The 26413-nt window shown below is 62.0% G+C and carries 23 protein-coding genes; 11 read left to right on the top strand and 12 right to left on the bottom strand.

Annotation, left to right across the window (positions count from 1 at the left end; translation table 11 throughout):
- Positions 1-153: 153 nt before the first annotated feature.
- The 4 genes from ccoM to ACNFHO_RS19855 all read right to left on the bottom strand — a co-directional run bounded on the left by ccoM (position 154) and on the right by ACNFHO_RS19855 (position 1777).
- Entirely contained in the window at positions 154-270 is a 117-nt protein-coding gene (ccoM, locus tag ACNFHO_RS19870; RefSeq protein ID WP_054891741.1) for a cytochrome c oxidase subunit CcoM, read from the bottom strand.
- Positions 271-403: 133 nt separating this feature from the next.
- Positions 404-565 (bottom strand): hypothetical protein, encoded by a 162-nt coding sequence (locus ACNFHO_RS19865; protein WP_416767131.1) that lies wholly within the window; start codon positions 563-565, stop codon positions 404-406.
- A 67-nt stretch (positions 566-632) separates the two neighbouring features.
- Entirely contained in the window at positions 633-971 is a 339-nt protein-coding gene (locus tag ACNFHO_RS19860) for a hypothetical protein (RefSeq protein WP_054891742.1), read from the bottom strand.
- A gap of 110 nt (positions 972-1081) precedes the next feature.
- Complete coding sequence (locus ACNFHO_RS19855; RefSeq protein ID WP_112897636.1) at positions 1082-1777, bottom strand: M949_RS01915 family surface polysaccharide biosynthesis protein; 696 nt, start codon at positions 1775-1777, stop codon at positions 1082-1084.
- A 118-nt stretch (positions 1778-1895) separates the two neighbouring features.
- Between ACNFHO_RS19855 and rapA the strand changes: the two genes are divergently transcribed.
- Positions 1896-4742, top strand: coding sequence for an RNA polymerase-associated protein RapA (gene rapA, locus ACNFHO_RS19850; protein WP_197892731.1), 2847 nt, complete (start codon positions 1896-1898; stop codon positions 4740-4742).
- A 232-nt stretch (positions 4743-4974) separates the two neighbouring features.
- Positions 4975-7239: a putative bifunctional diguanylate cyclase/phosphodiesterase gene (locus tag ACNFHO_RS19845; protein ID WP_416767130.1), complete on the top strand. Its 2265-nt coding sequence runs from the start codon at positions 4975-4977 to the stop codon at positions 7237-7239.
- On the opposite strand, the gene ACNFHO_RS19840 is transcribed toward ACNFHO_RS19845, so the two are convergent.
- A complete protein-coding gene (locus tag ACNFHO_RS19840) occupies positions 7139-8026 on the bottom strand; it encodes an NAD(P)-dependent oxidoreductase (protein ID WP_153774034.1) in 888 nt (295 codons plus the stop codon). The genes ACNFHO_RS19845 and ACNFHO_RS19840 overlap by 101 nt on opposite strands.
- A gap of 194 nt (positions 8027-8220) precedes the next feature.
- On the opposite strand from ACNFHO_RS19840, the gene ACNFHO_RS19835 reads away from it, so the two are divergent.
- A complete protein-coding gene (locus tag ACNFHO_RS19835) occupies positions 8221-10392 on the top strand; it encodes a hypothetical protein (RefSeq protein WP_063543502.1) in 2172 nt (723 codons plus the stop codon).
- A 186-nt stretch (positions 10393-10578) separates the two neighbouring features.
- On the opposite strand, the gene ACNFHO_RS19830 is transcribed toward ACNFHO_RS19835, so the two are convergent.
- Positions 10579-10884, bottom strand: a complete 306-nt coding sequence (locus ACNFHO_RS19830) for a DUF2288 domain-containing protein (protein ID WP_416767129.1) — start codon at positions 10882-10884, stop codon at positions 10579-10581.
- Between the two features lie 360 nt (positions 10885-11244).
- On the opposite strand from ACNFHO_RS19830, the gene ACNFHO_RS19825 reads away from it, so the two are divergent.
- From ACNFHO_RS19825 to ACNFHO_RS19795, 7 genes are all read left to right on the top strand, one after another.
- On the top strand, positions 11245-12360 hold the full coding sequence (locus tag ACNFHO_RS19825) for a branched-chain amino acid ABC transporter substrate-binding protein (RefSeq protein WP_054891749.1): 1116 nt from the start codon (positions 11245-11247) through the stop codon (positions 12358-12360).
- Positions 12361-12586: 226 nt separating this feature from the next.
- Entirely contained in the window at positions 12587-13510 is a 924-nt protein-coding gene (gene livH / locus ACNFHO_RS19820; protein WP_054891750.1) for a high-affinity branched-chain amino acid ABC transporter permease LivH, read from the top strand.
- Positions 13507-14763: a high-affinity branched-chain amino acid ABC transporter permease LivM gene (locus tag ACNFHO_RS19815; protein ID WP_054891751.1), complete on the top strand. Its 1257-nt coding sequence runs from the start codon at positions 13507-13509 to the stop codon at positions 14761-14763. Before livH ends, ACNFHO_RS19815 begins: the two co-directional genes overlap by 4 nt.
- Positions 14760-15527 (top strand): high-affinity branched-chain amino acid ABC transporter ATP-binding protein LivG, encoded by a 768-nt coding sequence (livG, locus tag ACNFHO_RS19810; RefSeq protein ID WP_054891752.1) that lies wholly within the window; start codon positions 14760-14762, stop codon positions 15525-15527. The genes ACNFHO_RS19815 and livG overlap by 4 nt, the downstream gene beginning before the upstream one ends.
- Entirely contained in the window at positions 15528-16229 is a 702-nt protein-coding gene (locus tag ACNFHO_RS19805; protein ID WP_054891753.1) for an ABC transporter ATP-binding protein, read from the top strand.
- Between the two features lie 131 nt (positions 16230-16360).
- Positions 16361-17035, top strand: a complete 675-nt coding sequence (locus ACNFHO_RS19800) for a COG3650 family protein (RefSeq protein WP_416767128.1) — start codon at positions 16361-16363, stop codon at positions 17033-17035.
- A gap of 103 nt (positions 17036-17138) precedes the next feature.
- Positions 17139-18752 (top strand): NAD(P)/FAD-dependent oxidoreductase, encoded by a 1614-nt coding sequence (locus ACNFHO_RS19795; RefSeq protein WP_416767127.1) that lies wholly within the window; start codon positions 17139-17141, stop codon positions 18750-18752.
- Positions 18753-18779: 27 nt separating this feature from the next.
- On the opposite strand, the gene ACNFHO_RS19790 is transcribed toward ACNFHO_RS19795, so the two are convergent.
- On the bottom strand, positions 18780-19703 hold the full coding sequence (locus tag ACNFHO_RS19790; protein ID WP_416767126.1) for a ParB/Srx family N-terminal domain-containing protein: 924 nt from the start codon (positions 19701-19703) through the stop codon (positions 18780-18782).
- A gap of 62 nt (positions 19704-19765) precedes the next feature.
- Positions 19766-21037 (bottom strand): OprO/OprP family phosphate-selective porin, encoded by a 1272-nt coding sequence (locus ACNFHO_RS19785; RefSeq protein WP_416767125.1) that lies wholly within the window; start codon positions 21035-21037, stop codon positions 19766-19768.
- 475 nt (positions 21038-21512) lie between these two features.
- On the opposite strand from ACNFHO_RS19785, the gene nhaA reads away from it, so the two are divergent.
- On the top strand, positions 21513-22703 hold the full coding sequence (nhaA, locus tag ACNFHO_RS19780; protein WP_063543485.1) for a Na+/H+ antiporter NhaA: 1191 nt from the start codon (positions 21513-21515) through the stop codon (positions 22701-22703).
- A gap of 65 nt (positions 22704-22768) precedes the next feature.
- On the opposite strand, the gene ACNFHO_RS19775 is transcribed toward nhaA, so the two are convergent.
- The 4 genes from ACNFHO_RS19775 to ACNFHO_RS19760 form a co-directional block, all read right to left on the bottom strand.
- Positions 22769-23233, bottom strand: a complete 465-nt coding sequence (locus ACNFHO_RS19775) for a glycine zipper 2TM domain-containing protein (RefSeq protein ID WP_054891758.1) — start codon at positions 23231-23233, stop codon at positions 22769-22771.
- Between the two features lie 266 nt (positions 23234-23499).
- Positions 23500-24147, bottom strand: coding sequence for a pyridoxamine 5'-phosphate oxidase (gene pdxH, locus ACNFHO_RS19770; protein WP_416767124.1), 648 nt, complete (start codon positions 24145-24147; stop codon positions 23500-23502).
- 20 nt (positions 24148-24167) lie between these two features.
- Positions 24168-25160, bottom strand: coding sequence for an OmpA family protein (locus tag ACNFHO_RS19765; protein WP_416767123.1), 993 nt, complete (start codon positions 25158-25160; stop codon positions 24168-24170).
- Positions 25161-25259: 99 nt separating this feature from the next.
- Entirely contained in the window at positions 25260-26405 is a 1146-nt protein-coding gene (locus tag ACNFHO_RS19760; RefSeq protein ID WP_063543479.1) for a serine hydrolase domain-containing protein, read from the bottom strand.
- Positions 26406-26413 lie beyond the last annotated feature (8 nt).

Genomic DNA, 26413 nt, shown 5'->3' with positions numbered 1-26413 from the left:
CCTTGCGGGGGGATATTGAATAGAACGATAGACAACGAACGGAAGAATAAAATGCAATCAACTAATTAGCTAGCTAATCATCTTTTAAAACGGCAAAAAAATAGGCGACCGAAGTCGCCCTAAATGCCTTGCGTGCTCGTATACCCGGAAGGATCAGCGCGATTTGCGCTTGTTCGCATCCTTCCAGATGAAAAGTCCCAGACCGGCAAAGAACGTCAACATCAACCCGACTGTCACCACACCGGCGATCACCACGTTGTCGAAGAACATGTCGGCCTCCCGATTCGTTGCCGTTGTCCGATGTGTGCAAGGTAACGAATGTGCGGGGAGGAGAAATTGACCAGGGTCAATAGGGCCCGGGACCGGGCACAAGAGGGGGCGCAGGTTTGACCTGCATCAGTTTTCAGCGCTTCTTGGACTTGCTTTTGCCTTTCTTTTTCTTGCTTTTGCTCAACGGCATGGCCTGTTCGAAGGCCTGGCGCATTTCATCCAGGCGCTTGTCCTTGATGTCGTGGATGCGTTTGGCGCGCTCGGCGCCGAAGTCGATCAGGTTGTCTTGGCTCATGGGCGGGCTCGACTGACAGCGGATGCGCCCATGATGAAGCCTGATGGCGACGCTGAACAGCCCCGTCTCAGACTTCGATATCCACCAGCAACCCCTGACGCGGGCGCTCACCGAGCGGCGCCACCGGCACGGTATTGTCGGCATTGAGTTCATCGCCGGGCATGGCGCTGTAGAGTTCTTCCTGCTCGTCCTGGCGGCGTTGCTGACGGCGCTGCTGCTGGCGGCGTTGTTCCTCACGCAGCCGATAGGCTTCATCCTGCGGGTCGCGCTGCTGCTTGAGGTCGATAGTGCCATCGCTGGAGGCAGGCTGGGCCGGAACCACCGGAGGAATATTGGGGCTCTGCTTGACGGGGTCTTGTTGCGAGGTCACGGGGACGGCACTGAGCGGAATGATCGGCGGCAGCATGAGTCGGTTCTCCTGTAGCCACTGTGTCGGCCAGCCAAGGTGCGCCTTGAGCACATGGGCAAGGGTTTGTGCGGCCGGTCACAATACCGTCTGCAAAGTATAGACCGCGATCATTCGCCTTCGTCGTCGGGATCGTCGTCAGCGGGCTGGCTGGTTTCGCTCCAGGGCCGCTTGTAGACCTGCTGCCAGACCGCGTCCATGTGTTCGCGCAACACCTGCGGCGCGTTCTTCAATGACGCACTGTCCTCGCGCTCGCCGCCGATGGGCTCCTCGCCCGCCGGGCTGATCTGTGACTGACCACTGATGCTGTAGATCGCCTCGCCTTCGCGCATTTCGATGCTGATGTCATGCGGGTCGATGCCGCCGCCACAGAAGGCGTGGCTGGCCACGGTGACTTCGGCGACACCATCCTTGTTCAGGTCGGTGACGTCGCTGACATCGGTGTAGAAGTCGACATCCAGGTCTAGCCCCGGGCACGTTGTCTCCTGATCGATCTGCCAGCGTGGCTTGAACGCCTCGCTTTCGCTCGCACGCCCATAGAGCGTGGCCTTGAGCACGACCTTGTCGACTTCCTGTTCGCTGTCGGCATCGGTCGCCTGACCGTCTACACGGCTGAGCACCAGCAGGCCTTCGCCTTCGCGGTCGTGGAAATGCACGCTCTTGAGCGGCGTCTGAACGCCCAGGACTTCCAGTTGCTCGGCTGGAATCGGCGCGAGGATCTCGAACTTCTTCTGGTCACAGGCTGCGAGCAGCGCCAGGCTGCCCACGGCCAGGGAGAGGTTCAACCAGCGGTGCGTGACAGGCATGTTGGCGCGAGGCCCTCGTTGACTAAAGGGTATTCGTCGATGAAGTGGCTGAACGCTTTGGTCCGCCGGGCCTATCCGTTAAGATAGTGCGCTTTTTCATCGCGGGAGTTCAGGCAGTATGGCGCAGCAGTATCAACCGGGGCAACGCTGGATCAGCGACAGCGAAGCCGAGCTCGGCCTGGGAACCATCCTGGCGCAGGATGGCCGCCTGCTGACCGTGCTCTATCCGGCCACTGGCGATACCCGCCAGTACTCGCTACGCAACGCGCCGCTGACCCGCGTGCGCTTCTCGCCGGGTGACCAGATCACTCACTTCGATGGCTGGAAGCTGACCGTGCGCGAGGTCGAGGATGTCGATGGCCTGCTGGTCTACCATGGCCTGGACGGGCAGAACCAGGCGCGTACCCTGCCTGAGACGCAACTGTCGAACTTCATCCAGTTCCGCCTGGCCAGCGACCGTCTGTTCGCCGGACAGATCGACCCGCTGTCGTGGTTCTCGCTGCGCTACAACACCCTGCAGCACAGCAGCAAGCAGATGCTCTCCTCGCTCTGGGGCCTGGGCGGCTGCCGCGCCCAGCCGATCGCCCACCAGTTGCACATTGCCCGTGAAGTCGCCGACCGTATCGCCCCGCGGGTATTGCTGGCCGACGAAGTAGGCTTGGGCAAGACCATCGAGGCGGGCCTGGTCATCCACCGCCAATTGCTGACGGGCCGTGCCAGTCGCGTGCTGATCCTGGTTCCGGAAAACCTTCAGCACCAGTGGCTGGTGGAAATGCGCCGGCGCTTCAACCTGCAGGTGGCATTGTTCGACGCCGAGCGTTTCATCGAGAGCGATGCCAGCAACCCGTTCGAAGATGCCCAACTGGCGCTGGTGGCGCTGGAGTGGCTGGTCGACGATGAAAAGGCCCAGGACGCCCTGTTCGCCGCCGGCTGGGACCTGATGGTGGTCGACGAAGCCCACCACCTGGTATGGCACGAGGAGCAGGCCAGTGCCGAATACGCGCTGGTCGAGCAGTTGGCCCAGGTCATTGCTGGCGTGCTGCTGCTCACTGCAACCCCCGAACAGCTTGGCCAGGACAGTCATTTCGCCCGTCTGCGCCTGCTGGACCCCAACCGTTTCCACGACCTGGCCGCCTTCCGCGCCGAGAGCGAGCACTATCGCCCAGTAGCCGAAGCCGTCCAGGAGTTGCTCGACGAAGGCCGCCTGTCGCCCAAGGCCCACGCCACCATTCACAATTTCCTTGGCGCCGAAGGCGAGGCCCTGCTGGCCGCAGTCAGCGATGGCGACAGCCAGGCCAGCGCACGCCTGATTCGCGAATTGCTCGACCGCCATGGCACCGGCCGCGTGCTGTTCCGCAACACCCGCGCCGCGATCCAGGGCTTCCCCGAGCGTCAACTGCACCCCTACCCGCTCGCCAACCCCGAACCTTACAGCGCGCTGCCCGCCGGTGAGCGTGCCGAGCTGTACCCGGAAGTGGCCTTCCAGGCCCAGGGCGAAGGTAGCGACGACGAACGCTGGTGGCGCTTCGACCCACGGGTCGATTGGCTGATCGACACCCTGAAGATGCTCAAGCGCACCAAGGTTCTGGTGATCTGCGCCCACGCCGAGACCGCCATGGACCTGGAAGACGCCCTGCGTGTGCGCTCCGGCATCCCCGCGACGGTATTCCATGAAGGCATGAGCATCCTCGAGCGTGACCGCGCCGCCGCGTACTTTGCCGACGAAGAATTTGGCGCGCAGGTGCTGATCTGCTCGGAAATCGGCAGTGAAGGCCGCAACTTCCAGTTCGCCCACCACCTGGTGATGTTCGACCTGCCGGCGCACCCGGACCTGCTCGAGCAACGCATCGGTCGCCTCGACCGGATCGGTCAGAAACACACCATCCAGCTGCACATCCCGTACCTGCAGGACAGCCCGCAAGAGCGCCTGTTCCAGTGGTACCACGAAGGCCTGAATGCCTTCCTCAACACCTGCCCGACCGGCAGCGCCCTGCAGCACCAGTTCGGCACGCGCCTGCTGGCGCAACTGGTCGGCGGCGACAATGCCGCCTGGAGCGCCTTGGTCGCTGAAGCCCGCGGCGAGCGCGAGCGCCTGGAGGCCGAGCTGCACAGCGGCCGCGACCGCCTGCTGGAGCTCAACTCCGGCGGCGCTGGCGAAGGCGAGGCACTGGTCGAGGCGATTCTCGAGCAAGATGACCAGTTCGCCCTGCCTATCTATATGGAAACCCTGTTCGACGCTTTTGGCATCGACAGCGAAGACCATTCGGAAAACGCGCTGGTGCTCAAACCCAGCGAGAAGATGCTCGACGCGAGCTTCCCGCTGGGCGACGACGAAGGCGTGACCATCACCTACGACCGTGGCCAGGCCCTGTCGCGCGAGGACATGCAGTTCCTGACCTGGGAACACCCGATGGTGCAGGGCGGCATGGACCTGGTGCTGTCCGGCTCGATGGGCAACACCGCCGTGGCGCTGATCAAGAACAAGGCGCTCAAGCCTGGCACCGTGCTGCTCGAACTGCTCTATGTCAGCGAGGTGGTGGCACCGCGTAGCCTGCAACTGGGTCGCTACCTGCCATCGGCCGCCTTGCGCTGCCTGCTCGATACCAATGGCAACGACCTGGCGCCGCGGGTTGCCTTCGAAACCCTCAACGACCAGCTCGAAAGCGTCCCCAAGGCCAGCGCCAACAAGTTCATCCAGGCCCAGCGCGATGTCTTGGCCAAGCGCATCGCCGCTGGCGAGGCGAAGGTACTGCCGGTGCATGACGAGCGTGTCGCCGAGGCGCAGCGTCGCCTGGCCGCTGAAGCCGACGAGGAGCTGGCTCGCCTGACGGCGCTCAAGGCAGTCAACCCGAGCGTGCGTGACAGCGAGATCGATGCCCTGCGCAAGCAGCGCGAACAGGGCCTGGCGATGCTCGAAAAGGCCGCGCTGCGCCTGGAAGCGATTCGCGTGCTGGTGGCCGGCTGACAAAACGGCGAGCCCGCTCCCGCAGCGTTGTACATGCAGGAGCGGGCTTGCCCACAAAGCACGCGCCGCCTCAGCTGTTTTTATAACCTTCCGCTATTGACCTCATGTCCAAATGGTAGAGATCAAACTGCCATTAATCAGGAAGGCCTAGCGCCCCTTTCCTATACTCCGGTTTCAACGGTCTCCACCACGCTGTTTGGGGACGAGTGCAAACTCGACGAAGAGACAGGCAATGGAGTGGCTGGGACTTCAATTGTTCGCCGAGCTTCCGGCGAGCGGACAAATCATCCTCGACTGCCGTCATAACCCTTTCCTGGTCATGCTCGCCTACCTGGTGGCCTGCGCTGCATGCTTCGCCACCCTGGACATGGCCGAGCGGCAAAGTCACAGCGAGGCGCTCAACGCCCGCCGCCAATGGCGGATCCTCGGTGCCTGCTGCCTGGCCAGCGGTATCTGGGCCATGCACTTCATCAGCCTGCTGGCGTTCCAGGCGCCACTTGACGTGCATTACGACATGCCGCTGACCGCCCTCTCGCTGATCATCGCCCTGCTCGCCGCGTGGCTGGCGATGAACAGCCTCGATCGCACTGTGATGCAGTGGCGTCATTACCTGCAGGCTGCGCTGGCGATCGGCCTCGGCATCATCGTGATGCATTACGTCGGCATGGCCGCCCTGCAGACCAGCGCCCTGCAGTACTACCAGACCCCACTGGTGCTCGCTTCGCTGGGCATCGCCGTAGTCACCAGCCTGGTGGCACTGCTGATGGCCCGGCACTTTCGCAGTGGCAGCGGCACCCAGCATCTGGTGATGAAGTACGGCGCCAGCCTGATGATGGCGGCGGGCATCGTCCTCACCCACTTCACGGGCATGGCGGCACTGTCGCTGGTCATTCCAGACAACATGCCGCTGCAACTGCCCTCGGCCAACAACAGCCTGCAGTTGGGGCTGACCATCGCGTTCATCACCCTGCTGATCAGTGGCAGCAGCATCAGCGCTGCACTGGCCGACAAGAAACTGCAAAGCAAGGAACATGACCTGCGGCGGGTCAATGTGCTGCTCAGCCAGCTCGACCAGGCCCGTGCCTCGCTGCAACAGGCCGCCCACTACGATGCCTTGACCAACCTGATCAATCGCCGCGGCTTCAACCAGGTCTTTGCCGAACGCCTGGCCGAGCAGACCGCAAGCGAAGGCATGCTGGCCGTGATGTTCCTCGACATCGACCATTTCAAGCGCATCAACGACAGCCTCGGGCATGCTGCTGGCGACGAACTGCTCAAGGTGATCGCCGGACACATCAAGGCGGCGACCCGCACCCAGGACGTGGTGGCGCGCTTTGGCGGCGATGAGTTCTGCATCGTCACCAGCCTGCACAACCGCGACGAAGCCCGGCAGCTGGCGCAACGCATCATGCAGCGCATGAAGGAGCCCATCAATCTCGGTGGGCGACGCATGGTCATGACCACCAGTATCGGTATCAGCATCTTTCCCGACGATGGACGCAGCGCCGAGGAGCTGCTGAAGAATGCCGACCTGGCGCTGTACCAGTCCAAGGGTGGCGGGCGCAACAACCTGAATTTCTTCAACAGCAGCCTGAAGACCCGCGCCACGCTCGAATTGCAACTGGAAGAGGAACTGCGCGTGGCACTGCTCGAAGAGCGCGGATTGTGCGTGCATTACCAGCCGATCTTCGACCTGCACAGCGCACGGGTCGCCAAGCTGGAAGCCCTGGTACGCTGGCAACACCCGCAGCATGGCCTGCTCGGCCCCGACCGCTTCATCGGTATTGCCGAAGCCAATGGCCTGATCGCCGAACTCGATCTCTGGGTACTGCGCCGCGCCTGCGAAGACGTGGCTGAGCTCAACCGCCTGGGCTACGGACACCTCAAGGTCACGGTCAATTGCTCCGCCGTGACACTGGGGCGCGAGGAACTGGCCAGCGAAGTGGAGATGGCCTTGTTCCAGGCCGGTGTGGCTGCTCGCCAACTGGAGCTGGAAGTCACCGAAAACGCCCTGATGGGCGATATCCACCGCACCATCAACCTGCTCAAACGCATCCGCGCCCAGGGCGTGGCCCTGTCGATCGACGACTTCGGCACCGGCTATTCATCGCTGGCCTACCTCAAGCGCCTTCCCCTGGACGTGCTGAAGATCGACCGCTCGTTCATCCAGGATGTGCCAGGCAGCCAGCAAGACCGAGAGATTGTCCAGGCCATCATCATCATGGCCCACACCCTGCACCTGCAGGTCGTCACCGAGGGCGTGGAAACCGACGAGCAACGCGCATTTCTCGCCGCCCAGGGCTGCGACTTCCTTCAAGGCTACCTGCTCAGCCGTCCGGTACCGTTGACCGACCTGCCGCCGGTGCTGGAGCGGCTCGACAATCTGGACAGCGACTTCATTCCCGAGCGCGGAACAGCTCTACCAGGGTCGCCGGATCGTTTTGCAGATGCCCCTGGCTGCCGTGCAGGCGCATCAGTTGCGCGGCGAGGCCACTGATGGGTGTTGCCGAACCTTGCTCGCGGGAAAACTTCACTGCAGTGTCGAGGTCCTTGAGCAAGGTGCGCACATGCCATTTGACCGGGGTGTAGCGACTTTGCGCCATCTGTGGCGCGAGGATCTGCAGCGGCCGGGAGTCGGCGAATCCACCGCAAAGCGCTTCGGCGATCAGGCTGGCATCCACCCCTGAACGTTCGGCCAGGGCCACCACCTCGGCAATCACCAGGGCATTGCAGGCAACGATCATCTGGTTGCAGGCCTTGGTCACCTGGCCGGCACCAACCGCCCCCATGTGCGTCACGCGCTGGCCGAGGGTCAGCAACACCGGGCGCACGCGCGCCAGGTCCGCAGCGTCACCGCCCACCATGATCGCCAGGGTACCCGCCTCGGCGCCTGGCGTACCGCCGGACACTGGCGCATCCAGCCAGGCCATGCCGCACAGGGCCGCAAGCTCCGCGGCCATGTCACGGGTAGCGGTTGGCTCGAGGCTGGAGAAATCCACCAGCAACTGGCCGCTGCGCCCGCCCTGGGCGATGCCTTGCTCGCCGAACACCACCTCGCGGACCACGCCCGTGTCGGCCAGGCACAGCAGCACGATGTCAGTGTCACGGCACAACGCCGCCGGGCTCTCGGCCAGGCGTGCGCCAGCGGCGACCAGCTCGGCGCACTTCTGCGGGCTGCGGTTCCACACGGTCAGCGGGTAGCCGGCAGCCAGCAGACGGCGGCACATCGGCAGGCCCATCAGGCCGATCCCGGCGAATCCCAGGGAAGGCAATGCAGTACTCATGAACGACTCCAGGCAAGGATTAAAGAAGCGCGACCTTCGGACGATGCAGTGCAGATGCCAGCGCAAACCCCTAACGACCATAGGGTAAACCCCTATCGCATAGGCAAAAGGCGCACTGCTACAGTCGCCGGATTTACGTAATGGCCAGATGACATATCTTCCGACCGTCCACCACTCCAGGCAAATGGCGCACTATGACCTCCAATAATACTTCTGCCAATGCAGTGCCCGAGCCCTCCACCAGCAGCACCTCGTTGACCCTCGGTGGCGGCCAGGCCACCCGCAACGTCCCCGCGCAATACCTGTACTTCACCGAGAGCGATATCCAGCGCATCCTCGACAACCTCGACGGCCTGCGTGACCTGGTATTCCCGCAGGGCCTGCACGCGGAAGACGAAAGCCAATTGCGTCTGGACCAGCAGTTCCCCTCGGTATGCCTGATCGGCCTGGGGCGCTGTGGTTCGAACATTGCCTTGGACGTGGCGGAACTGGTGTACAACGCGCGCACCTTCTTCCTCAACGAGTTCAACAACGAAGACCGTAACAGGAACGAAGGCGGCTACAGCCCTGCACGCTGGATCCGACAGAACCTGCGCCTGGTACAGAACAAGGGCGCCAAACCGGTATTTCTGGTCGAGCCACTGGTGATGCTCGGCGATCTGGACAAGGACATTGCCGGGCGCATCCGCTTCTCGCGCAAGGGTGAGCGCGGCGGGTTCCTGCGCGACTATAGCAAGATGAAGATCATGGACCTGTCCGAGGTGCACGCCGGCGGCGCCGGCAATGCGCCGATCCTCGGCCAGTACCTGGCCAAGATCATCCTGAACAAGGATACCCAGCGCTTCTCGAGCGCCGACTGGAAACTGATCCACTCCTACCTGATCGATTCCTGCGGCATCAAGGCCAACCAATCGCGCCTGTACTTCTACATCTTCAGCGCTGGCGGTGGCACCGGCTCAGGGATGGCATCGGAGTTCGGCCTGGCCCAGCAGTACTCGTACATGAACAAGACCTTCGACACCAAGCCGGCTGACGAGAACGACGGCAAGGGCGGGCATTCTTTCGTTTTCGAGCCGATCTTCACCAGCGGCATCTGTGTGCTGCCCAATGCCTCCGACCACCGCAGTGAAATGTCCGAGGCCTTGCACATCAATGCCGGGCGCCTGTTGTGCAAGTACTTGTCCGAAGAATGGGATTTCTCGTACAACTTCGACAACGAAGACAGCAGCGAAGCCAGCGTCATGGGGCGCATCCGCCCGTGGAACGCCATGATGCTGATCTCCAACGACATCATGCGCTACGCCGAAGAGAGCGATGACGGAACGATCCAGAACATCGACGTCAATGCCATGGAGAAGCACGCCAACCAGTACATCTCCCAGCAGATCTTCAACATCCTCACCGCGCAGGCCGTGACCACCGACTACGACCAGAACTACTTCCGCCGCGCCGGCATCGACATTGGCGAAACCATCCGCCTGGACGCCAACGACCTGTTCATGAGCCTCGCGGGCCCGGTAGCCATCGCCTATGCCGAATCGGTAGTGCCAGAGGCGCCCGCGCAGGGCTCGGACAAGTTCAAGGTGTTCGAACGCGAATCGCCGCGCCTGGACATCGACGACCTGTTCTTGCGCTCCATCGACCTTCCCCATTTCAACAAACAGACCCAGGCCATCGAGGGCATCAGCCTGCTGCCCATCGAGTCGCGCCGCTATCGCGCGGCACTGGAGCAGTACCAGGCCTCGGGCTTCGACGCGGCGGCACTGCACGACCTGCATTTCTTCAAGAACTGCTCGTCGGTGGTATCGATCGTGTCGCTGCCCAAGGACTACAAGCTGTCGTACATGGACCTGAACCGGCTCAAGACCCACCTCAACAGCCTGTTCCCCAACACCACGCTCAAGCGCTACGCGTTGGTGATCGGCGCCTCGGCCAACCTGTCGCTGACCACCCTGATCGCCAAGAGCCCATGCCTGTCGGACGACTTCCTGACGCTGATCGTGGCCTTCATCAAGCGCTGCTTCGCGCGCACGCCCTACCGTTTCGACGACACGCTGGACAACGCGATCCTGGAATTCATCACCAGCGAGCATTTCGACGAAGACCGTATCGATGACCTGCTCAACGAGTTCGAGAACCCGGCGAAAATCCTCGATACCAACTGGTATGCGATCAAACCGATGTACGAGAAGAAGTACCGCGAGCTGATCAACGACAAGAGCCGCTTCGTCTCGATCAACGACATCCGCCTGTCGCGCGAATGCGTGAAGAAAGCGGTGAAGTACCTGCGCGAGATCTTCAGGCATCGGATCGGCAAGACCCGGGTGATTTCGCTCAACAGCCATACCGGGCGGGTGGATTACTGAGGGCTGGCATCTGACTCCTGTAGGAGTGGCGGTTCGCCGCTCCTACAAGGGAATTACGCATCCCGTAAACTGTTACCGCACTGGCGAACGCACCGGCGACCTGTTACTTACTTCCACCTTACGTCAGCGTCAACACGCACCAACAAGGTGCGATCAACTGCTTTTTCGCACTAAAAAAGCCCGCGATTATTCCGCTTTCGTCGCCTGGATCACGATGAACGGCGAAACCACCACCGCCCAGATCTCAGGATCACGGGTTTGCAGGTCTAGCGCCTGCTCTGCAGTGAGCGGTCCGACAACGCCATCATTGCGCCACTTGGCGAAGATTTCGCTGCGATTCTCGGCCATCGCCTCGGCAACGGCGATCAGGTCAAGGCTGGGATCGACCCAAATCAGGTCACCCTTGGCCCAGAAACGCTCCAAGGCTTTCCACTCGATAATCGCGGTCTCGCCAAGCAATTTGGCATAGAGGGTGCTTGTGTGATCAGTCATGGGGGTTCCTGCCGACAGAATGGCCATTTGAAAAGGCCGGCATTTTTGCAGAAAAACCCGGTTTCAAATACGTAATTTGATCGACGGGCCCCGGTTGTGTGGGGTTGGGCCCGGGATAGAGGCAAAGTTATGGCGCTTTTCTGTATCTTTATGTCGATCATGCGACACCCCGGGAAACAGGCGCTTTTTGCCCGCTTTTCAAGCGCTCGGACAGCGCTCTACACTGTACCGGTACAGTTCCGGGACATGTTCCGGGGGAAGGTGGGCTTGCGACATGGCACGAGCGTGCCGCAAATCCCGCCCGGTCTGTAGCCCTGGCCGCCAGGACTATAAGAATTACAACAGAATGAGTGGAGCACTATGATCAAGATTTCCAAGCTGTTCGCCGCAATGGTCCTGGCCGGGGTAGCCAGCCATTCGTTTGCCGCCGATACCATCAAGATCGGCATCGCCGGTCCCAAGACCGGTCCGGTAACCCAGTACGGCGACATGCAGTTCATCGGCGCCAAACAGGCCATCAAAGACATCAACGCCAAGGGTGGCGTCGACGGCAAGATGCTCGAGGCCAAGGAATATGACGACGCGTGCGACCCGAAACAGGCCGTTGCAGTCGCCAACAAAGTGGTCAACGACGGCGTCAAGTTCGTCATCGGCCACCTGTGCTCCAGCTCCACCCAGCCTGCGTCCGACATCTACGAAGACGAAGGCGTGATCATGATCACCCCCGCCGCCACCTCCCCGGAAATCACCGCCCGTGGCTACAAGCTGATCTTCCGCACCATCGGTCTGGACAGCGCCCAGGGCCCGGCAGCCGGCAACTACATTGCCGACCACGTCAAGCCCAAGGTCGTTGCCGTCCTGCACGACAAGCAGCAGTACGGTGAAGGCATCGCCACCGCGGTCAAGCAGACCCTCGAGAAGAAAGGCACCAAGGTCGCCGTCTTCGAAGGCCTGAACGCCGGTGACAAGGACTTCTCCTCGATCATCCAGAAGCTCAAGCAGAACAACGTCGACTTCGTCTACTACGGTGGCTACCACCCAGAGCTGGGCCTGATCCTGCGCCAGGCGCAAGAGAAGGGCCTGAAAGCCAAGTTCATGGGTCCGGAAGGTGTCGGCAACGACTCCATCTCGCAGATCGCCCAGGGCGCTTCGGAAGGCCTGCTGGTCACCCTGCCGAAGTCGTTCGACGCTGACCCTGAGAACAAGGCCATCGTCGACGCCATCAAGGCTGACGGCAAGGATCCTAGCGGTCCGTTCGTGTTCCCGGCCTACTCCGCTGTCGAGCTGATCGCCAAGGGTATCGAAGCCGCCAAGTCCGAAGACACCGACAAGGTGGCAGCCGCCATCCACGCCGGCAAGTTCAAGACCCCGACCGGCGAGCTGTCCTACGACGAGAAAGGCGACCTGAAAGACTTCAAGTTCGTGGTCTACGAATGGCACTTCGGCAAGCCGAAGACCGAAGTCTCCCCTCAGTAACTGCGTGACTAATAGCTGACCGAGAAGCCCACTGTGCGAGCAGTGGGCTTTGTTTTACGAGGTTCATGGACCTGATTCCCGCGATCCGGGAGCCGGTTCACCTGAAAATCTTAAAACCGTCACCCGCGGTTTCCTGGCTGTGCCCACTGACTTGGCGAAGACCACGAAACGGGCCGGGCCCATCGCCCGCCAGCGAAATGCAAATCAGGTTTTTAGGAGCGCTGTAATGCCTGAGATCTACCATTTCTTCCAACAACTGGTTAATGGATTGACCATCGGCAGCACCTATGCCTTGATCGCCATCGGTTACACGATGGTGTACGGCATCATCGGGATGATCAACTTCGCCCATGGCGAGGTGTACATGATCGGATCCTATGTGGCCTTCATCGCCCTCGCGGGCCTGGCCATGATGGGTATCCACTCGCTGCCGATCCTCATGACCGTGGCCTTCGTCGCCACCATTTGCGTGACCAGTGCCTATGGCTACAGCATCGAACGGGTCGCCTACCGGCCGCTGCGTAACAGCAACCGCCTGATTCCGCTGATTTCCGCCATCGGCATGTCGATCTTCCTGCAGAACACCGTGCTCCTGTCGCAGGACTCCAAGGACAAATCCATCCCCAACCTGATTCCGGGCGCCTTCTCGTTCGGCCCGGGCGGTGCGGAGGAAGTGCTGGTGTCCTACATGCAGGTCCTGGTATTCGTCGTCACGCTGGTGGCCATGACCTGCCTGACCCTGTTCATCTCCCGTTCCCGTCTGGGCCGCGCCTGCCGCGCCTGCGCCGAGGACATCAAGATGGCCAACCTGCTGGGCATCAACACCAACAACATCATTGCCCTGACCTTCGTCATCGGCGCCGCCCTGGCAGCCGTGGCGGCCGTGCTGCTGAGCATGCAGTACGGGGTAATCAACCCCAACGCCGGCTTCCTGGTAGGCCTTAAAGCCTTCACCGCAGCGGTTCTGGGCGGCATCGGCAGCATCCCGGGCGCCATGCTCGGCGGGCTGGTGCTGGGTGTGGCCGAAGCCTTCGGCGCCGACATCTTCGGCGACCAGTACAAGGATGTGGTGGCGTTTGGCTTGTTGGTTCTCGTCTTGCTGTTCCGGCCGACCGGCATCCTGGGCCGTCCGGAGGTTGAAAAAGTATGAACAGAAATCTCAAACAGGCGTTCTTCAGCGCCTTGCTGGTCTGGGCCGTCGCCTTCCCGGTGCTGGGCCTGAAGCTGAGCATCGATGGCATCAGCCTGATCGTGCACAGCCAGGGCAGCTTCACCATCAGCATCATTGCCGTGTGTTCGATACTGATGTTCCTGCGTGTGCTGTTCGACAAGCAGTGGAGCTCCGTGATGGGCGGGCGTTCCGATCGCAAACTGATCCCGCCTTCGGTAAGCAACTTCCTGACCCTGCCCAAGACCCAGCGCTGGATCATCCTGGGCCTGATCGTGGCCGCCCTGATCTGGCCGTTCTTCGGCTCGCGCGGCGCGGTCGACATCGCCACCCTGATCCTGATCTACGTGTTGCTGGGCCTGGGCCTGAACATCGTGGTCGGCCTGGCCGGCCTGCTCGACCTGGGTTACGTCGGTTTCTACGCCGTCGGTGCCTACAGCTACGCCATGCTCTCGCACTACCTGGGCTGGAGCTTCTGGGTCTGCCTGCCGATCGCGGGCCTCATGGCCGCAACCTTCGGTTTCCTGCTCGGCTTCCCGGTACTGCGCCTGCGCGGCGACTACCTGGCGATCGTCACGCTCGGCTTCGGCGAAATCATTCGCCTGTTCCTGCGTAACCTCACCGACTGGACCGGCGGCCCCAACGGCATCAGCAACATCCCCAAACCCGAGTTCTTCGGGCTCACCTTCGAACGCCGCGCGGCAGAGGGCATGCAGACCTTCCACGAGTTCTTCGGGCTGGAATACAACTCGATCAACAAGGTCATCTTCCTCTACCTGGTCGCCCTGCTGCTGGCATTGCTCGCGCTGTTCGTGATCAACCGTCTGCTGCGCATGCCGATCGGGCGTGCCTGGGAAGCGCTGCGCGAAGACGAGATCGCCTGCCGCGCGCTGGGCCTGAACCCTACCGTGATCAAGCTCTCGGCCTTCACCCTGGGCGCCTGCTTCGCAGGTTTCGCCGGCAGCTTCTTCGCCGCGCGCCAGGGCCTGGTGACGCCGGAGTCGTTCACCTTCATCGAGTCGGCGATCATCCTCGCCATCGTCGTGCTTGGCGGCATGGGCTCTCAGTTGGGCGTGATTCTCGCGGCCATCGTGATGATCCTGCTGCCAGAGCTGATGCGTGAGTTCAGCGAATACCGGATGCTGATGTTCGGTGCGCTGATGGTGTTGATGATGATCTGGCGTCCGCAAGGCCTGCTGCCTATGCAACGTCCACACATGGAGCTGCGTCGATGAGCCGCGAAATTCTGCAAGTCAGCGGCCTGAGCATGCGCTTCGGCGGCTTGTTGGCGGTCAACGGCGTGGGCCTGACCGTCAAGGAAAAACAGGTGGTCGCCCTGATCGGCCCGAACGGTGCCGGCAAGACCACGGTGTTCAACTGCCTGACCGGCTTCTACAAGCCAAGTGGCGGCACCATCCTGCTCGACGGCCAGCCGATCCAGGGCCTGGCCGGCCACCAGATCGCCCGCAAGGGCGTGGTGCGGACCTTCCAGAACGTACGCCTGTTCAAGGAAATGACCGCGCTGGAAAACCTGCTGATTGCCCAGCACCGCCACCTGAACACCAACTTCTTCGCCGGCCTGTTCAAGACCCCGGCGTTCCGCCGCAGCGAGAAGGAAGCCATGGAGCGGGCCCAGTACTGGTTGGAGAAGGTCAACCTGACCGAGTTCGCCAACCGTACCGCCGGCACCCTCGCCTACGGCCAGCAGCGCCGGCTGGAAATCGCCCGGTGCATGATGACCCAGCCACGGATCATCATGCTCGACGAACCGGCAGCAGGCCTGAACCCCAAGGAAACCGAAGACCTCAAGGCCCTCATCGGCTACCTGCGCGAATCCCACAACGTGACCGTGCTGTTGATCGAGCACGACATGAAACTGGTGATGAGCATTTCCGACCACATCGTGGTGATCAACCAGGGCACGCCCCTGGCCGATGGCACGCCGGAGGAAATCCGCGGCAACCCTGATGTGATCAAGGCCTACCTGGGGGAAGCGTAAATGCTGAAGTTCGAGAACGTTTCCACTTTCTACGGCAAGATCCAGGCGCTGCACAGCGTCAACGTGGAAATCAACCAGGGCGAGATCGTCACGCTGATCGGCGCCAACGGCGCCGGCAAGTCGACCCTGCTGATGACCCTGTGCGGCTCGCCACAGGCACACAGCGGCAGCATCAAGTACCTGGGCGAAGAGCTGGTCGGCCAGCCCTCCTCGCACATCATGCGCAAGAGCATCGCGGTGGTGCCGGAAGGCCGCCGCGTGTTCGCCCGCCTGACCGTCGAGGAAAACCTGGCCATGGGCGGTTTCTTCACCGACAAGGGCGATTACCAGGAGCAGATGGACAAGGTCCTGCAACTGTTCCCGCGCCTGAAGGAGCGCTTCACCCAGCGCGGCGGCACCATGTCCGGCGGCGAGCAGCAGATGCTGGCCATCGGCCGGGCGCTGATGAGCAAACCCAAGCTGCTGCTGCTCGACGAGCCGTCGCTGGGCCTGGCGCCGATCATCATCCAGCAGATCTTCGACATCATCGAACAGCTGCGCCGTGATGGCGTGACGGTGTTCCTGGTAGAGCAGAACGCCAACCAGGCGCTGAAGATCGCCGACCGCGCCTATGTGCTGGAGAACGGCAAGGTGGTGATGCAAGGGACTGGTGAGGCATTGCTGACCGATCCGAAGGTGCGTGACGCGTACCTGGGTGGTTGAATGATCAAAGGGCCTGCGGGCCCTTTTTTCATGATCCCGCGAAATACGACACTGGGTGATGCCCCTTGTGAAGCCAACGCTCGCTGGGTAACGTGACTCCCCTCGATACCCGCGACCCCGGAGTCTGCACGATGCGTCTCACCCCTCCCCTGCTGCTCGCCGCCCTGCTGCCCCTGTTCGCCGGCTGCCAGATGCTCGCCGAACAACCAAGCGACCCGAACGTCGGCACTACCCGCATGCAAGGCGAACTCAGTGCAGCCAATGGCCAGTTGCTGTTCAAGCCCTGCAGCGAGGCACGTCGCTTCGTGGTCAAGGATGCCGCTGGAACCGGCATCCTGCAGGAAGCCGCCAACCTCGCCGGTGGCCCCAAGACCACGCTATTCGCCGATATCCGCGGGCGCCTGGCCGGCAGTCGCGAGGCCAACAGTGACGGCCAGCTGGACGTTACCCGGCTGTACCGAGTCGAAGCCTCCGCCAGTGCCTGCGAAGACCCCAACTTCAAGCAACTGACCCTGCGTGCCGGCGGGCACGCACCCGACTGGGACATCAAGGCCAGCGGCAAGGGCATGGTGATCAACCGTGAAGGCAAGGATCCGCTGCCGCTGCCCTTCCTCGAAGAGCAGATGCCCGGCGGCGGCCTGAGCCTGTCCAGCGAAGCCAACGGCCAGCGCGTCGAGCTGTGGGTCGCGCCGCAGCGTTGTGTCGAGCCTGGCACCGGTGCCGTGCGTCACCTGCGCGCCGAACTGCGCATCGATGGCCAGGCCCTGCAAGGCTGTGCCTACTACGGCGGTGCACGCGACAACTGATCATCGGGTACTTTTATCCTGCCAGTCGGGGCGGCGAACAGCTTATACTTGGCGGTTTGAGTAAAGCCGCCGGCCGCCCATGGCCGGGATACTGGACCCTGCCATGCTACGAATCACCGAACTGAAGCTGCCCCTGGACCATCCCGACGAAGCCTTGCGCGAGGCTATCGTCCAGCGCCTGGGGATCCGCGACGAGCAACTGCTCGGCTTCAACCTGTTCAAGCGCAGCTACGACGCACGCAAGAAGAACAGCGAACTGCTGTTCATCTACACCATCGACCTTGAAACCAGCAACGAAGCCGAGCTTCTGCACAAGTTCGCCGATGATCGCAATATCAGCGTGGCGCCGGACGTCAGCTACAAGTTCGTCGGGCATGCCCCGGCCGATCTTCAGCAACGTCCGATCGTGGTCGGCTTCGGCCCGTGCGGTATCTTTGCAGGCCTGCTGCTGGCGCAGATGGGCTTCAAGCCGATCGTGCTCGAGCGCGGCAAGGAAGTACGCCAGCGCACCAAGGATACCTGGGGCCTGTGGCGCAAGAGCGTGCTCAACCCCGAATCCAACGTGCAGTTCGGCGAAGGCGGCGCCGGCACCTTCTCCGACGGCAAGCTGTACAGCCAGATCAAGGACCCGCAGCACCATGGCCGCAAGGTGCTCGAAGAATTCGTCAAGGCAGGCGCACCGGAGGAAATCCTCTACATCAACAAGCCGCACATCGGCACCTTCCGCCTGACCAGCATGGTCGAGAAGATGCGCGAGGAGATCATTGCCCTGGGCGGTGAAATCCGCTTCCAGGAGAAGGTCACCGACCTGCTGGTCGATGGCGAACAGCTCACCGGCGTCGTTCTGGAAAGCGGCGAACAGCTGCACTCGCGCCATGTGGTGCTGGCCCTGGGGCACAGTGCCCGCGACACCTTCCGTATGCTCCACGCCAGGGGCGTGTTCATGGAGGCCAAGCCCTTCTCGGTGGGCTTCCGTATCGAGCACCCGCAATCGCTGATCGACAAGGCGCGCCTGGGCAAGTATGCCGGGCACCCCAAACTCGGCGCCGCCGACTACAAACTGGTCTACCACGCCAAGAACGGCCGCTCGGTCTACAGCTTCTGCATGTGCCCGGGCGGTACCGTGGTCGCCGCCACCAGCGAGCCGGGGCGGGTAGTCACCAACGGCATGAGCCAGTATTCGCGCAATGAGCGCAATGCCAACTCGGGCATCGTTGTGGGCATCGACCCTGAGCGTGACTACCCGGGCGGCCCGTTGGCCGGCATCGAGTTGCAGGAACGCCTGGAAGCCCACGCCTATGTCATGGGCGGCAGCAACTACCAGGCGCCGGCGCAACTGGTCGGCGATTTCGTCGCAGGTCGTGCGTCCACGGCGCTGGGCAGCGTCGAACCTTCCTACAAACCAGGCGTCACTCTCGGTGACTTGGCCCCCAGCCTGCCAGAATTCGCCATCGAGGCGATTCGCGAAGCGCTACCGGCCTTCGATCGCCAGATCAAGGGCTACAACCTGCACGATGCAGTGCTGACCGGCATCGAGACACGTACCTCGTCGCCGCTGCGCATTACCCGTGGCGAGGACTACCAGAGCCTGAACCTCAAGGGGCTGTTCCCGGCCGGTGAAGGGGCAGGCTATGCCGGCGGCATCCTGTCGGCGGGCGTCGATGGCATTCGGATCGCCGAAGCGGTCGCGCGCGACATGCTGGGAATCGAGGCCTGACGCCCCGAGCCAGGGCAGTTGCACGGGCTATTGCCGAGTACTGCGGTTCTTGCGGTACTCGGCCACATAGCCCAGCTTGCGGCTCGCAGTCTTGTCCAGTTCCTTGCGGTCAACGCTGTGATAACCACCCAGTTGGCGCGCAGTGAAGCCGCTGTCGCCAACAACCTCGTCCGGGGCCAGCGTCACCATCAACCTGGCGGCTGCGGCAACCGCCTGCCGATAACCGCTGCGCTCATCAAGATCGAAAGCTGCCAGCGGCAACGTTCCCCGCAGCCAGTTGCCCCAGTAAAACTCGAGAAACTCAGGCGCCACGTCACCGGAGCGCGGCTTGTCGTAGCCAACCTTGCGGGCGAAGTACACCAGGGACCGATACGGGTCATCGGCCATATCACTCAAGCCAACATGGGCGGGTAGCTGGGCAGGTGTGATCGGCTTGCCGTCAGCATCGCGCAGCCAGGCCTTGCGGGCCTGCTGCATGCGCTGCCAGAACTGCGCAAGGTCGGTGCTGTCGCTGAAATCGTCGGTAACTCTCACCCAGACCTTCAAGTCACGACCGGCCCACTCGGCGAGGCTGGTGAAACCATGGTGACCATCGGTGAGATAAAGGCGCCCGTCCGGGCCGACGACGACCGTCTTCATGTCGGCCTTGCGAGTACCTATGGGGGCCTCACAGGCAAAGCTGTCGGGATTGCTCAACTCGGCGCCTTTGCCCACCGCACGAGCCTCGCCCTGCCCGTTGACTTCACAATAGTCATCGAAGACCCTTTTCGGCTCGGCGGCATAACGACCCAGCTTGTAATAGATCTGGTCGAATCCGATGACAGCCTGGGTTGGGTGCAACTGCTCGATGCTGACCTCCAGCAACTGTCCGATGCGGGCAGGCTCGCCATCGGCTCGGACTTGGGCACAGAGCAGAAACAGCGCTAAAACGGTAGTGCAGAAGCGGATCATGGTATTCCTCGCGGTCAGGCAAGCCCCGGAGCACCGGGGCTGCTACATGTCTGGTGCAGGGCTCAGAAAACATACTGCAGGCGCATCGCCACGGCGTCGCCAGAGTCATCACCGGCCTGGTTGCTGATGCCATCGACGTTTGTTTTCACATAATTGGCCGAAACCTTGACCTGATCATTTACATACCAGTTGACGCCCAAGGTGTGCAGCTTCGCCCGGTTATCCAGGTAACCGCGCTCTTCGACTCGCGCGGCATCGAAGCGGTAGAAGACCTCCCAGGCCCCCAGTTGCTTGTCGGACGGCTTGACCTTGTCGAACTTGCCACCGTTGAGTTTGTAACCCCGAGGCTCGCCAGTGAGGGTGTAGGCCAACTGGCCGTAGTACCCCTCAGCTTTTCGATCATTGCGCCTGGTATCCGATACTGCATCGAGATCCCGGCGCAGGTACTCGGCCTGCACCGACAAAGCCCCCTGCGCCCAGGCGGCTTCCAGGCCCCAGACCGCATCACCGTCGTAGGCTCCGGCAACGCCGGGAGCAAGGTCCACGCGGTTACCGTTGACGGCGTCTTCGGAGGTTGCGCGCGCCCCAAGGCGTGAACGGATACGGCCGTTGCTGGCAACGTTGTCGATATCACTCATGGCGTAATTGACACCAAAGTGCAGCACATTGCCAGGCTCCGCCCAAGGAGCGACGACGGCGCGGAGGTTATAGGTGTTGGTGTTCTTGCCGTTCTTGTCTTCCTGCCCCTTGGGGCGATTGACACTGGCGACGCCATAGAACAGATCGGTGCTGGCGCTCACTTGCACGCCCATGCCGTCTGCATGGTCGGCTACCCATGGGGCCAGATCGCCGAGCAGGCTACGCTCCATGGCGGTTGTCCATTTGGAACTGGTAGCTTGCTCCAGCCCGAAGTCGGGATCAAAACGCCCCACCTTGATCGTCACCGGCTCCAGCGCCAGGTAGCTGATAGAGGCTTCCTTCCAGGACGTCACACCGTCGTCGGCGAAATCGATGGAGAACTCATAGGACCAATCACCATAGGCCTTGCCATTGAGCTCCAATCGGGCACGACGCAGGAAAGCCTCGTTCGCGCGCTTGCCGTTCTTGCTATAGAGACCGTCGAACTCACTGTAGTCAGCCTGCAATAGGCCACCTATCTGAAAAGCGAATTGCTTGTCGGTCGTGGCAACCTCAAGCCCCCCCTTGGTCTTGATGACGATATCAGCCCCATCGGTCGTGACGGTACCGGCTGCTGCCTGGGTGCTGATCATCAATCCCAGAACGCCCGCAGCACATCCGAAACGACAGCTTGCCAGGCGGTGAATAGCGTTCATGCAACTTCTCCCAAAGTAATGGTTTTCTACCGCCGGACCACAGCCGATCGGTGGCAGCAGAGCCTGTTGGGAGCGCATTACAATTAGGTTTCCTGGAAATAATTAGCTAATAAAATCAAACAATTAGTGGGATTTTTTGAAATTTCACCAGCCATGTTCTTAGAAGGCAGACACCCAATTCTGTAGAGAGCGGGTGAACGATCCGAGCAGGATGTAGGCCAATGCGCATTCCCCAAGTCCCCCTCCGTGACGCTTGTTTGGAAGAAAAGCGTTGCAGCGCAGATTTCAACGGTGAAACGGCTCGGCAGTCGGCTGAATATTCGTAGAATCCAGAGGGATACCTCCGCCCAGGAGTCAGATAGCCAAAGCGCAATTATTTATAACAAAAAAGAATATAGTTTTTGTTTTAAAGAATATCGCCGCACGTTAGGGTGTACGCCCGTTCCGTTCAAATACGTACTGGAGACGCTCGCCCGTGCGCAGCCTTATCAATCGTTTCCTGCAGCTGGAGTCTGCCAGCGGCCTGCTGCTCATCATCGCGGCGGTCATTGCCCTGATCGTCAACAACTCCCCCCTGTCGCACCTGTACATGGGCTTTCTCGACGTTCCTGTCGCGGTGCAGATCGGTGCCCTGCAGATCGCCAAACCGCTGCTGTTGTGGATCAACGATGGCCTGATGGCGCTGTTCTTCCTGCTGATCGGCCTGGAGGTCAAGCGCGAGGTACTCGAAGGCCAGTTGTCCAAGCCCTCGCAGATCATTCTTCCTGCCACTGCGGCGGTCGGCGGCATGCTGGTACCGGCGCTGATCTACTGGTTCATCAACCGTGACAACCCCGCCACACTGGCTGGCTGGGCCATCCCTACCGCCACCGACATCGCGTTCGCCCTTGGCGTGCTGGCGCTGCTCGGCAAGCGTGTGCCGGTATCGCTCAAATTGTTCCTGATGACCCTGGCGATCATCGACGACCTCGGCGCGATCATCATCATCGCCCTGTTCTATTCCGGCGAGCTTTCGAACATGGCATTGATGCTTGCCGGAGCTTGTCTGCTGGCACTGTTGGGCATGAACCGCCTCGGGGTGAAGAAGCTTGCACCCTACCTGATCGTCGGGCTGGTGCTTTGGGTCTGCGTGCTGAAGAGCGGCGTCCATGCCACCCTCGCCGGCGTGGCGCTGGCAATGTTCATTCCCCTGGGCACTGGCGACAAGAAAAATGCCTCTCCACTGCTCACCCTGGAGCACGCACTACACCCCTGGGTGGCCTACGCGATCCTGCCGCTGTTCGCGTTCGCCAATGCTGGAGTATCGCTGACCAATGCCAGCGCGGAGAGCTTCACGCATTCGGTGCCCATGGGCATCGCCATCGGATTGCTGCTGGGTAAGACGGTTGGTGTGTTCGGCCTGACCTGGATGGCCATCAAGCTGCGCCTGGCCGCCCTGCCCGCGGGCGCCAACTGGGGCCAGGTGTTTGGCGTCGCGATTCTGTGCGGTATCGGTTTCACCATGAGCCTGTTCGTTGGCTCCCTGGCCTTCCCATCCGGTGTCAGCGAGTATGCCGGGGAGGACCGCATGGGCATCCTCACCGGCTCGCTCTTCGCGGCGTTGATCGGCTATGCCGTGACTGCGGCGGCCAGCCGCAAGCGACAAGTATCGGTTGCAACCAGCTGATAGCATCAGGCACAAAAAAACCCCGACCGGCCTCGCCGGATCGGGGTTTTCTTTGCGCTGCGAAATCAGTGAGTGACGCGGCTGGTGCCATCGACGGTCATGATGCGCACACGTTCACCAACGCGGAAGATCTCGTTCTGCTGCACTTGCTGCACATAGGCGCGCATGCTGCCGTCGTCTTCACGCACGGTAATTTCAACGCCTTGGGTGCGGGTCAGGCCTTCTTCAGCGGCCGAGCCTGCCAGGCCGCCGGCCACGGCACCGATCACCGCAGCAACGATACTGCCGCGACCACCCCCTACGGCGCTGCCCGCGACGCCACCGACAATGGCACCGGCACCACCGCCGATCGGAGTCTTGGTACCCTCGATCTTGACCGGGCGCAGGGATTCGATCGTGCCCATGCGCACAGTCTGCACGCGACGGGCTTCATCTCGAGAGTAGCTGTCACCGGTCAGGCTGGACTGGCAGCCACCGAGCAACAGCGCCATGGTGGTGAAGCTTGCCACCATCAAAACGGATTTACGCATGGGGAATCTCCATAAGTCAGGTGTCCATTAGACTCCCCGTGTTGATGGGTGTCACGACACAAACGTTATTAAATTGTTTTCATTCAGCTCGAGTACAGGCGCCAAGCAGCTTGCCGCCCACTTCACCAATGAGACCAAGAATAGTCGTGGATTACTTCATCGTCGCAATGACAGGGGGCGCTGGACTGTGTTTTCGCCGCTGAAGGCGGGATGAAGATCAAGCCTTACCGGGTAATGGCGAGGGCCGCAAGCGGCCCCCCTGGCAATCACGGAGCCAACCGCTCTCGCTGCCACTGACCATCGACCAGCCGGTAATTGAGGCGATCGTGCAAGCGGCTGGAGCGCCCCTGCCAGAACTCGATCCGCTCAGGTAGCAAGCGGTAGCCACCCCAATGTTCCGGGCAATGCGGCTGAGTGTCGGAGAACCGCGCCTCGGTAGCCTTGACCAAACCTTCGAGCGCTGCGCGATCGGCGATCACTCGGCTCTGTGGCGAGGCCCAGGCCCCCAGCCGACTGCCCAGAGGACGTACCTGGTAGTAGTCGTCCGACTCTTTTGCGCTGACTTTTTCCACTCGCCCTTCGATGCGCACCTGGCGCTCGAGCGCCGGCCAGAAGAACGTCATCGCAGCGAACGGATTGACCAGCAATTGCTGGCCCTTGGCGCTTTCATAGTTGGTGAAGAACGTGAATCCGCGCTCATCGAGCCCCTTGAGCAGCAGCACCCGACAATGCGGACGTCCTTCGCCGTCAACCGTGGCAAGGGTCATGGCATTGGCCTCGACGGGCGGCTGTTCGGTCTTCACCGCGTCGCCGAACCAATGGTGAAACAGCGCGAACGGCTCACCCGGTGCCTGGGCCTCGGCCAGGCCATCACGGGTGTAGTCGCGCCGCATGTCGGCCAGGGATTGAGTCATGGCTGCGTTTCCTTAGACGATCAATTGGTCTTCGCAGGGCTGTTGGCGGCGACTTTCTTGTCGGCAGCAGGCGCCGCTTTCTTGGCTGCGGGCTTGGTTGCCGGCTTTTTCGCAGCCGGCTTGGCTGCAGCCTTGGCGACAGGCTTTTTCGCGGCGGGCTTGGCTGCGGCCTTGGCGACAGTCTTCTTCGCGGCGGGCTTGGCATCAGCGGCCTTGGCGGGTGCCTTGGCATCCTGGGTGGCAACCATCGCCGCAGGTACCGGCGCCGGGGCTGCCTGCTGGTACTTGGCCAGCAAGGCGACCATGGTGTTCTGCGGGGTCAGCAGCATTTCCACACGGCGGTTCAGGGCTCGACCCTCGACGCTGTCATTGGCCGCGCGTGGCATCACGCCACCCATGCCCTTGAGGGTCAGGCGGTCACGCTGCAAGCCGCTCAAGCGGAAGATCGCCGAGACCGACGCGGCACGCTCGAGGCTGAGCTTCTGGTTGGCGACGGCGACACCGCTGGTATCGGCATGGCCAAGTACGAGTACGGCAGTCTTCGGGTCGCCTTCGACGATCTTGGCCACACGGGTGATCGGGCCCAGAGAAGACGGCAGCAGCATGTTCGGGCGGTCCGGGTTGTAGGAGCCGTCAACCGGCAGGGTCACCGCAAGCACGTTTTCACGACGTTCGATTTCAAGCTTGCTGTCTTTGGCGGCCTCGCGCAGCTTCGGTTCGTACTCGTCCAGCCAGGCCTGGGTGGTCTTCTGGTCGATCTTGGGCACTGCCGGCGCCTCGGCCTGCTTATCGCTTGAGCCGAACGGCCACCACCAGCGGCTGCTGCTTTCAGACTTGGCATCGGCCTGGACGACCTTCTCGGTCACCGCGTCCTTCACGTCCTGTTCGGCAACCTTGTCCGAACCGAAGGGCCACCAGCTGAGGCCGCCGTCCTTCGAAGCGTCCTGGGAGTGGCTGGCGCAGCCGGTCATGGCCAGGCACAGGGCAAGTGCTAAGGTTTTTTGTGAAGACATCAGCGATACACCATGAATTAGAAAGAAATTTTGCCCACACACACGAGGCGTTGGCATTGAGGATAGTCAAAGGAATCGGGCATTACCCGCATTACCCGATCAAAGGCAATTACCCAGTACCCGCACCAGTTTCTGCGCACGGGGGTCCATCAATACGTAGGGGCCCAGGGTATTGGTGACGAAACCGAAGGCCACGTCGTGCTCGGGGTCGGCGAAACCGACCGATCCACCCGCCCCCGGATGACCGAAAGCCCGAGCACCCAGGCCGAAGGTGGCGTTGGCGACATCCGGCTGGTCGAGCATGCAGCCCAGGCCAAAACGGGTCTGGGTCAACAGGGTGCGATCCTGCCCAAGGCTATGCTCGCGGGTCAGTTCATCGAGCAGTTCGGATTCCAGCAGGCTGCCATCGAGCAGGCCGGCATAGAAGCCCGCCAGGCTGCGGGCATTGCCGTGGCCATTGGCAGCCGGTTGCTGCATGCGTCGCCACTCGGGTTTGTTGGTGCTGGTGAGGATCGCTGGCGGATTGGTGAAGGCGCGGGTCGACAACGCCTCGGGCTCGCGCATGGTCACCTGCAGCAAACGCTGGGCTGCGGCATCACCAGGATTACCCTTGCCACGGGCGATATGCGCCACGCGGTGGAACTCCTCATCGGCCAGACCCACATGAAAATCCAGGCCCAACGGGCGTGCAGTGCGGGCGACGATCGAGTCACCAGGGCCACGGCCATCGGCGCGGCGGATCAGTTCGCCGATCAGCCAGCCATAGGTGATGGCGGCATAGCCATGCTCGCTGCCAGGGGTCCACCACGGCGTTTCGGCCGCCAGGGCGTCGACCATGACCTGCCAGTCGTAGAGGGCCTCGGCCGGCAACAACTCACGGATTGCCGGCAGGCCGGCGCGGTGGCTCAGCAACTGGCGCAGGGTAATGCCGTCCTTGCCCGCCTGGCCAAACTCCGGCCAGTAACGGGTCACCGGCACGTCCAGGGCCAGCTTGCCCTCGCCCACCAATTGCAGCGCAGTCACAGCAGTGAAGGTCTTGGTGCAGGAAAACAGGTTGGCGATGGTATCGCTGTGCCAGGCCTGCTGGCCGTCCTTGTCGGCGCTGCCCGCCCAAAGATCGATGACGGTTTCGCCACCAACCTGGATGCACAGCGCCGCGCCACGCTCCTGGGGATCATCGAACAATGCGGCAAACGCGTCGCGCACCGCTTCGAACTTCAGCTCATAGTGACCCTGGATCTGCACCCGCCTAC

Origin of the sequence: Pseudomonas sp. NY15374, from assembly GCF_048068255.1 — a bacterium.
Classification (GTDB): Bacteria; Pseudomonadota; Gammaproteobacteria; order Pseudomonadales; family Pseudomonadaceae; genus Aquipseudomonas; species Aquipseudomonas machongensis.
This window is presented reverse-complemented; position numbering and strand designations above follow the sequence as displayed.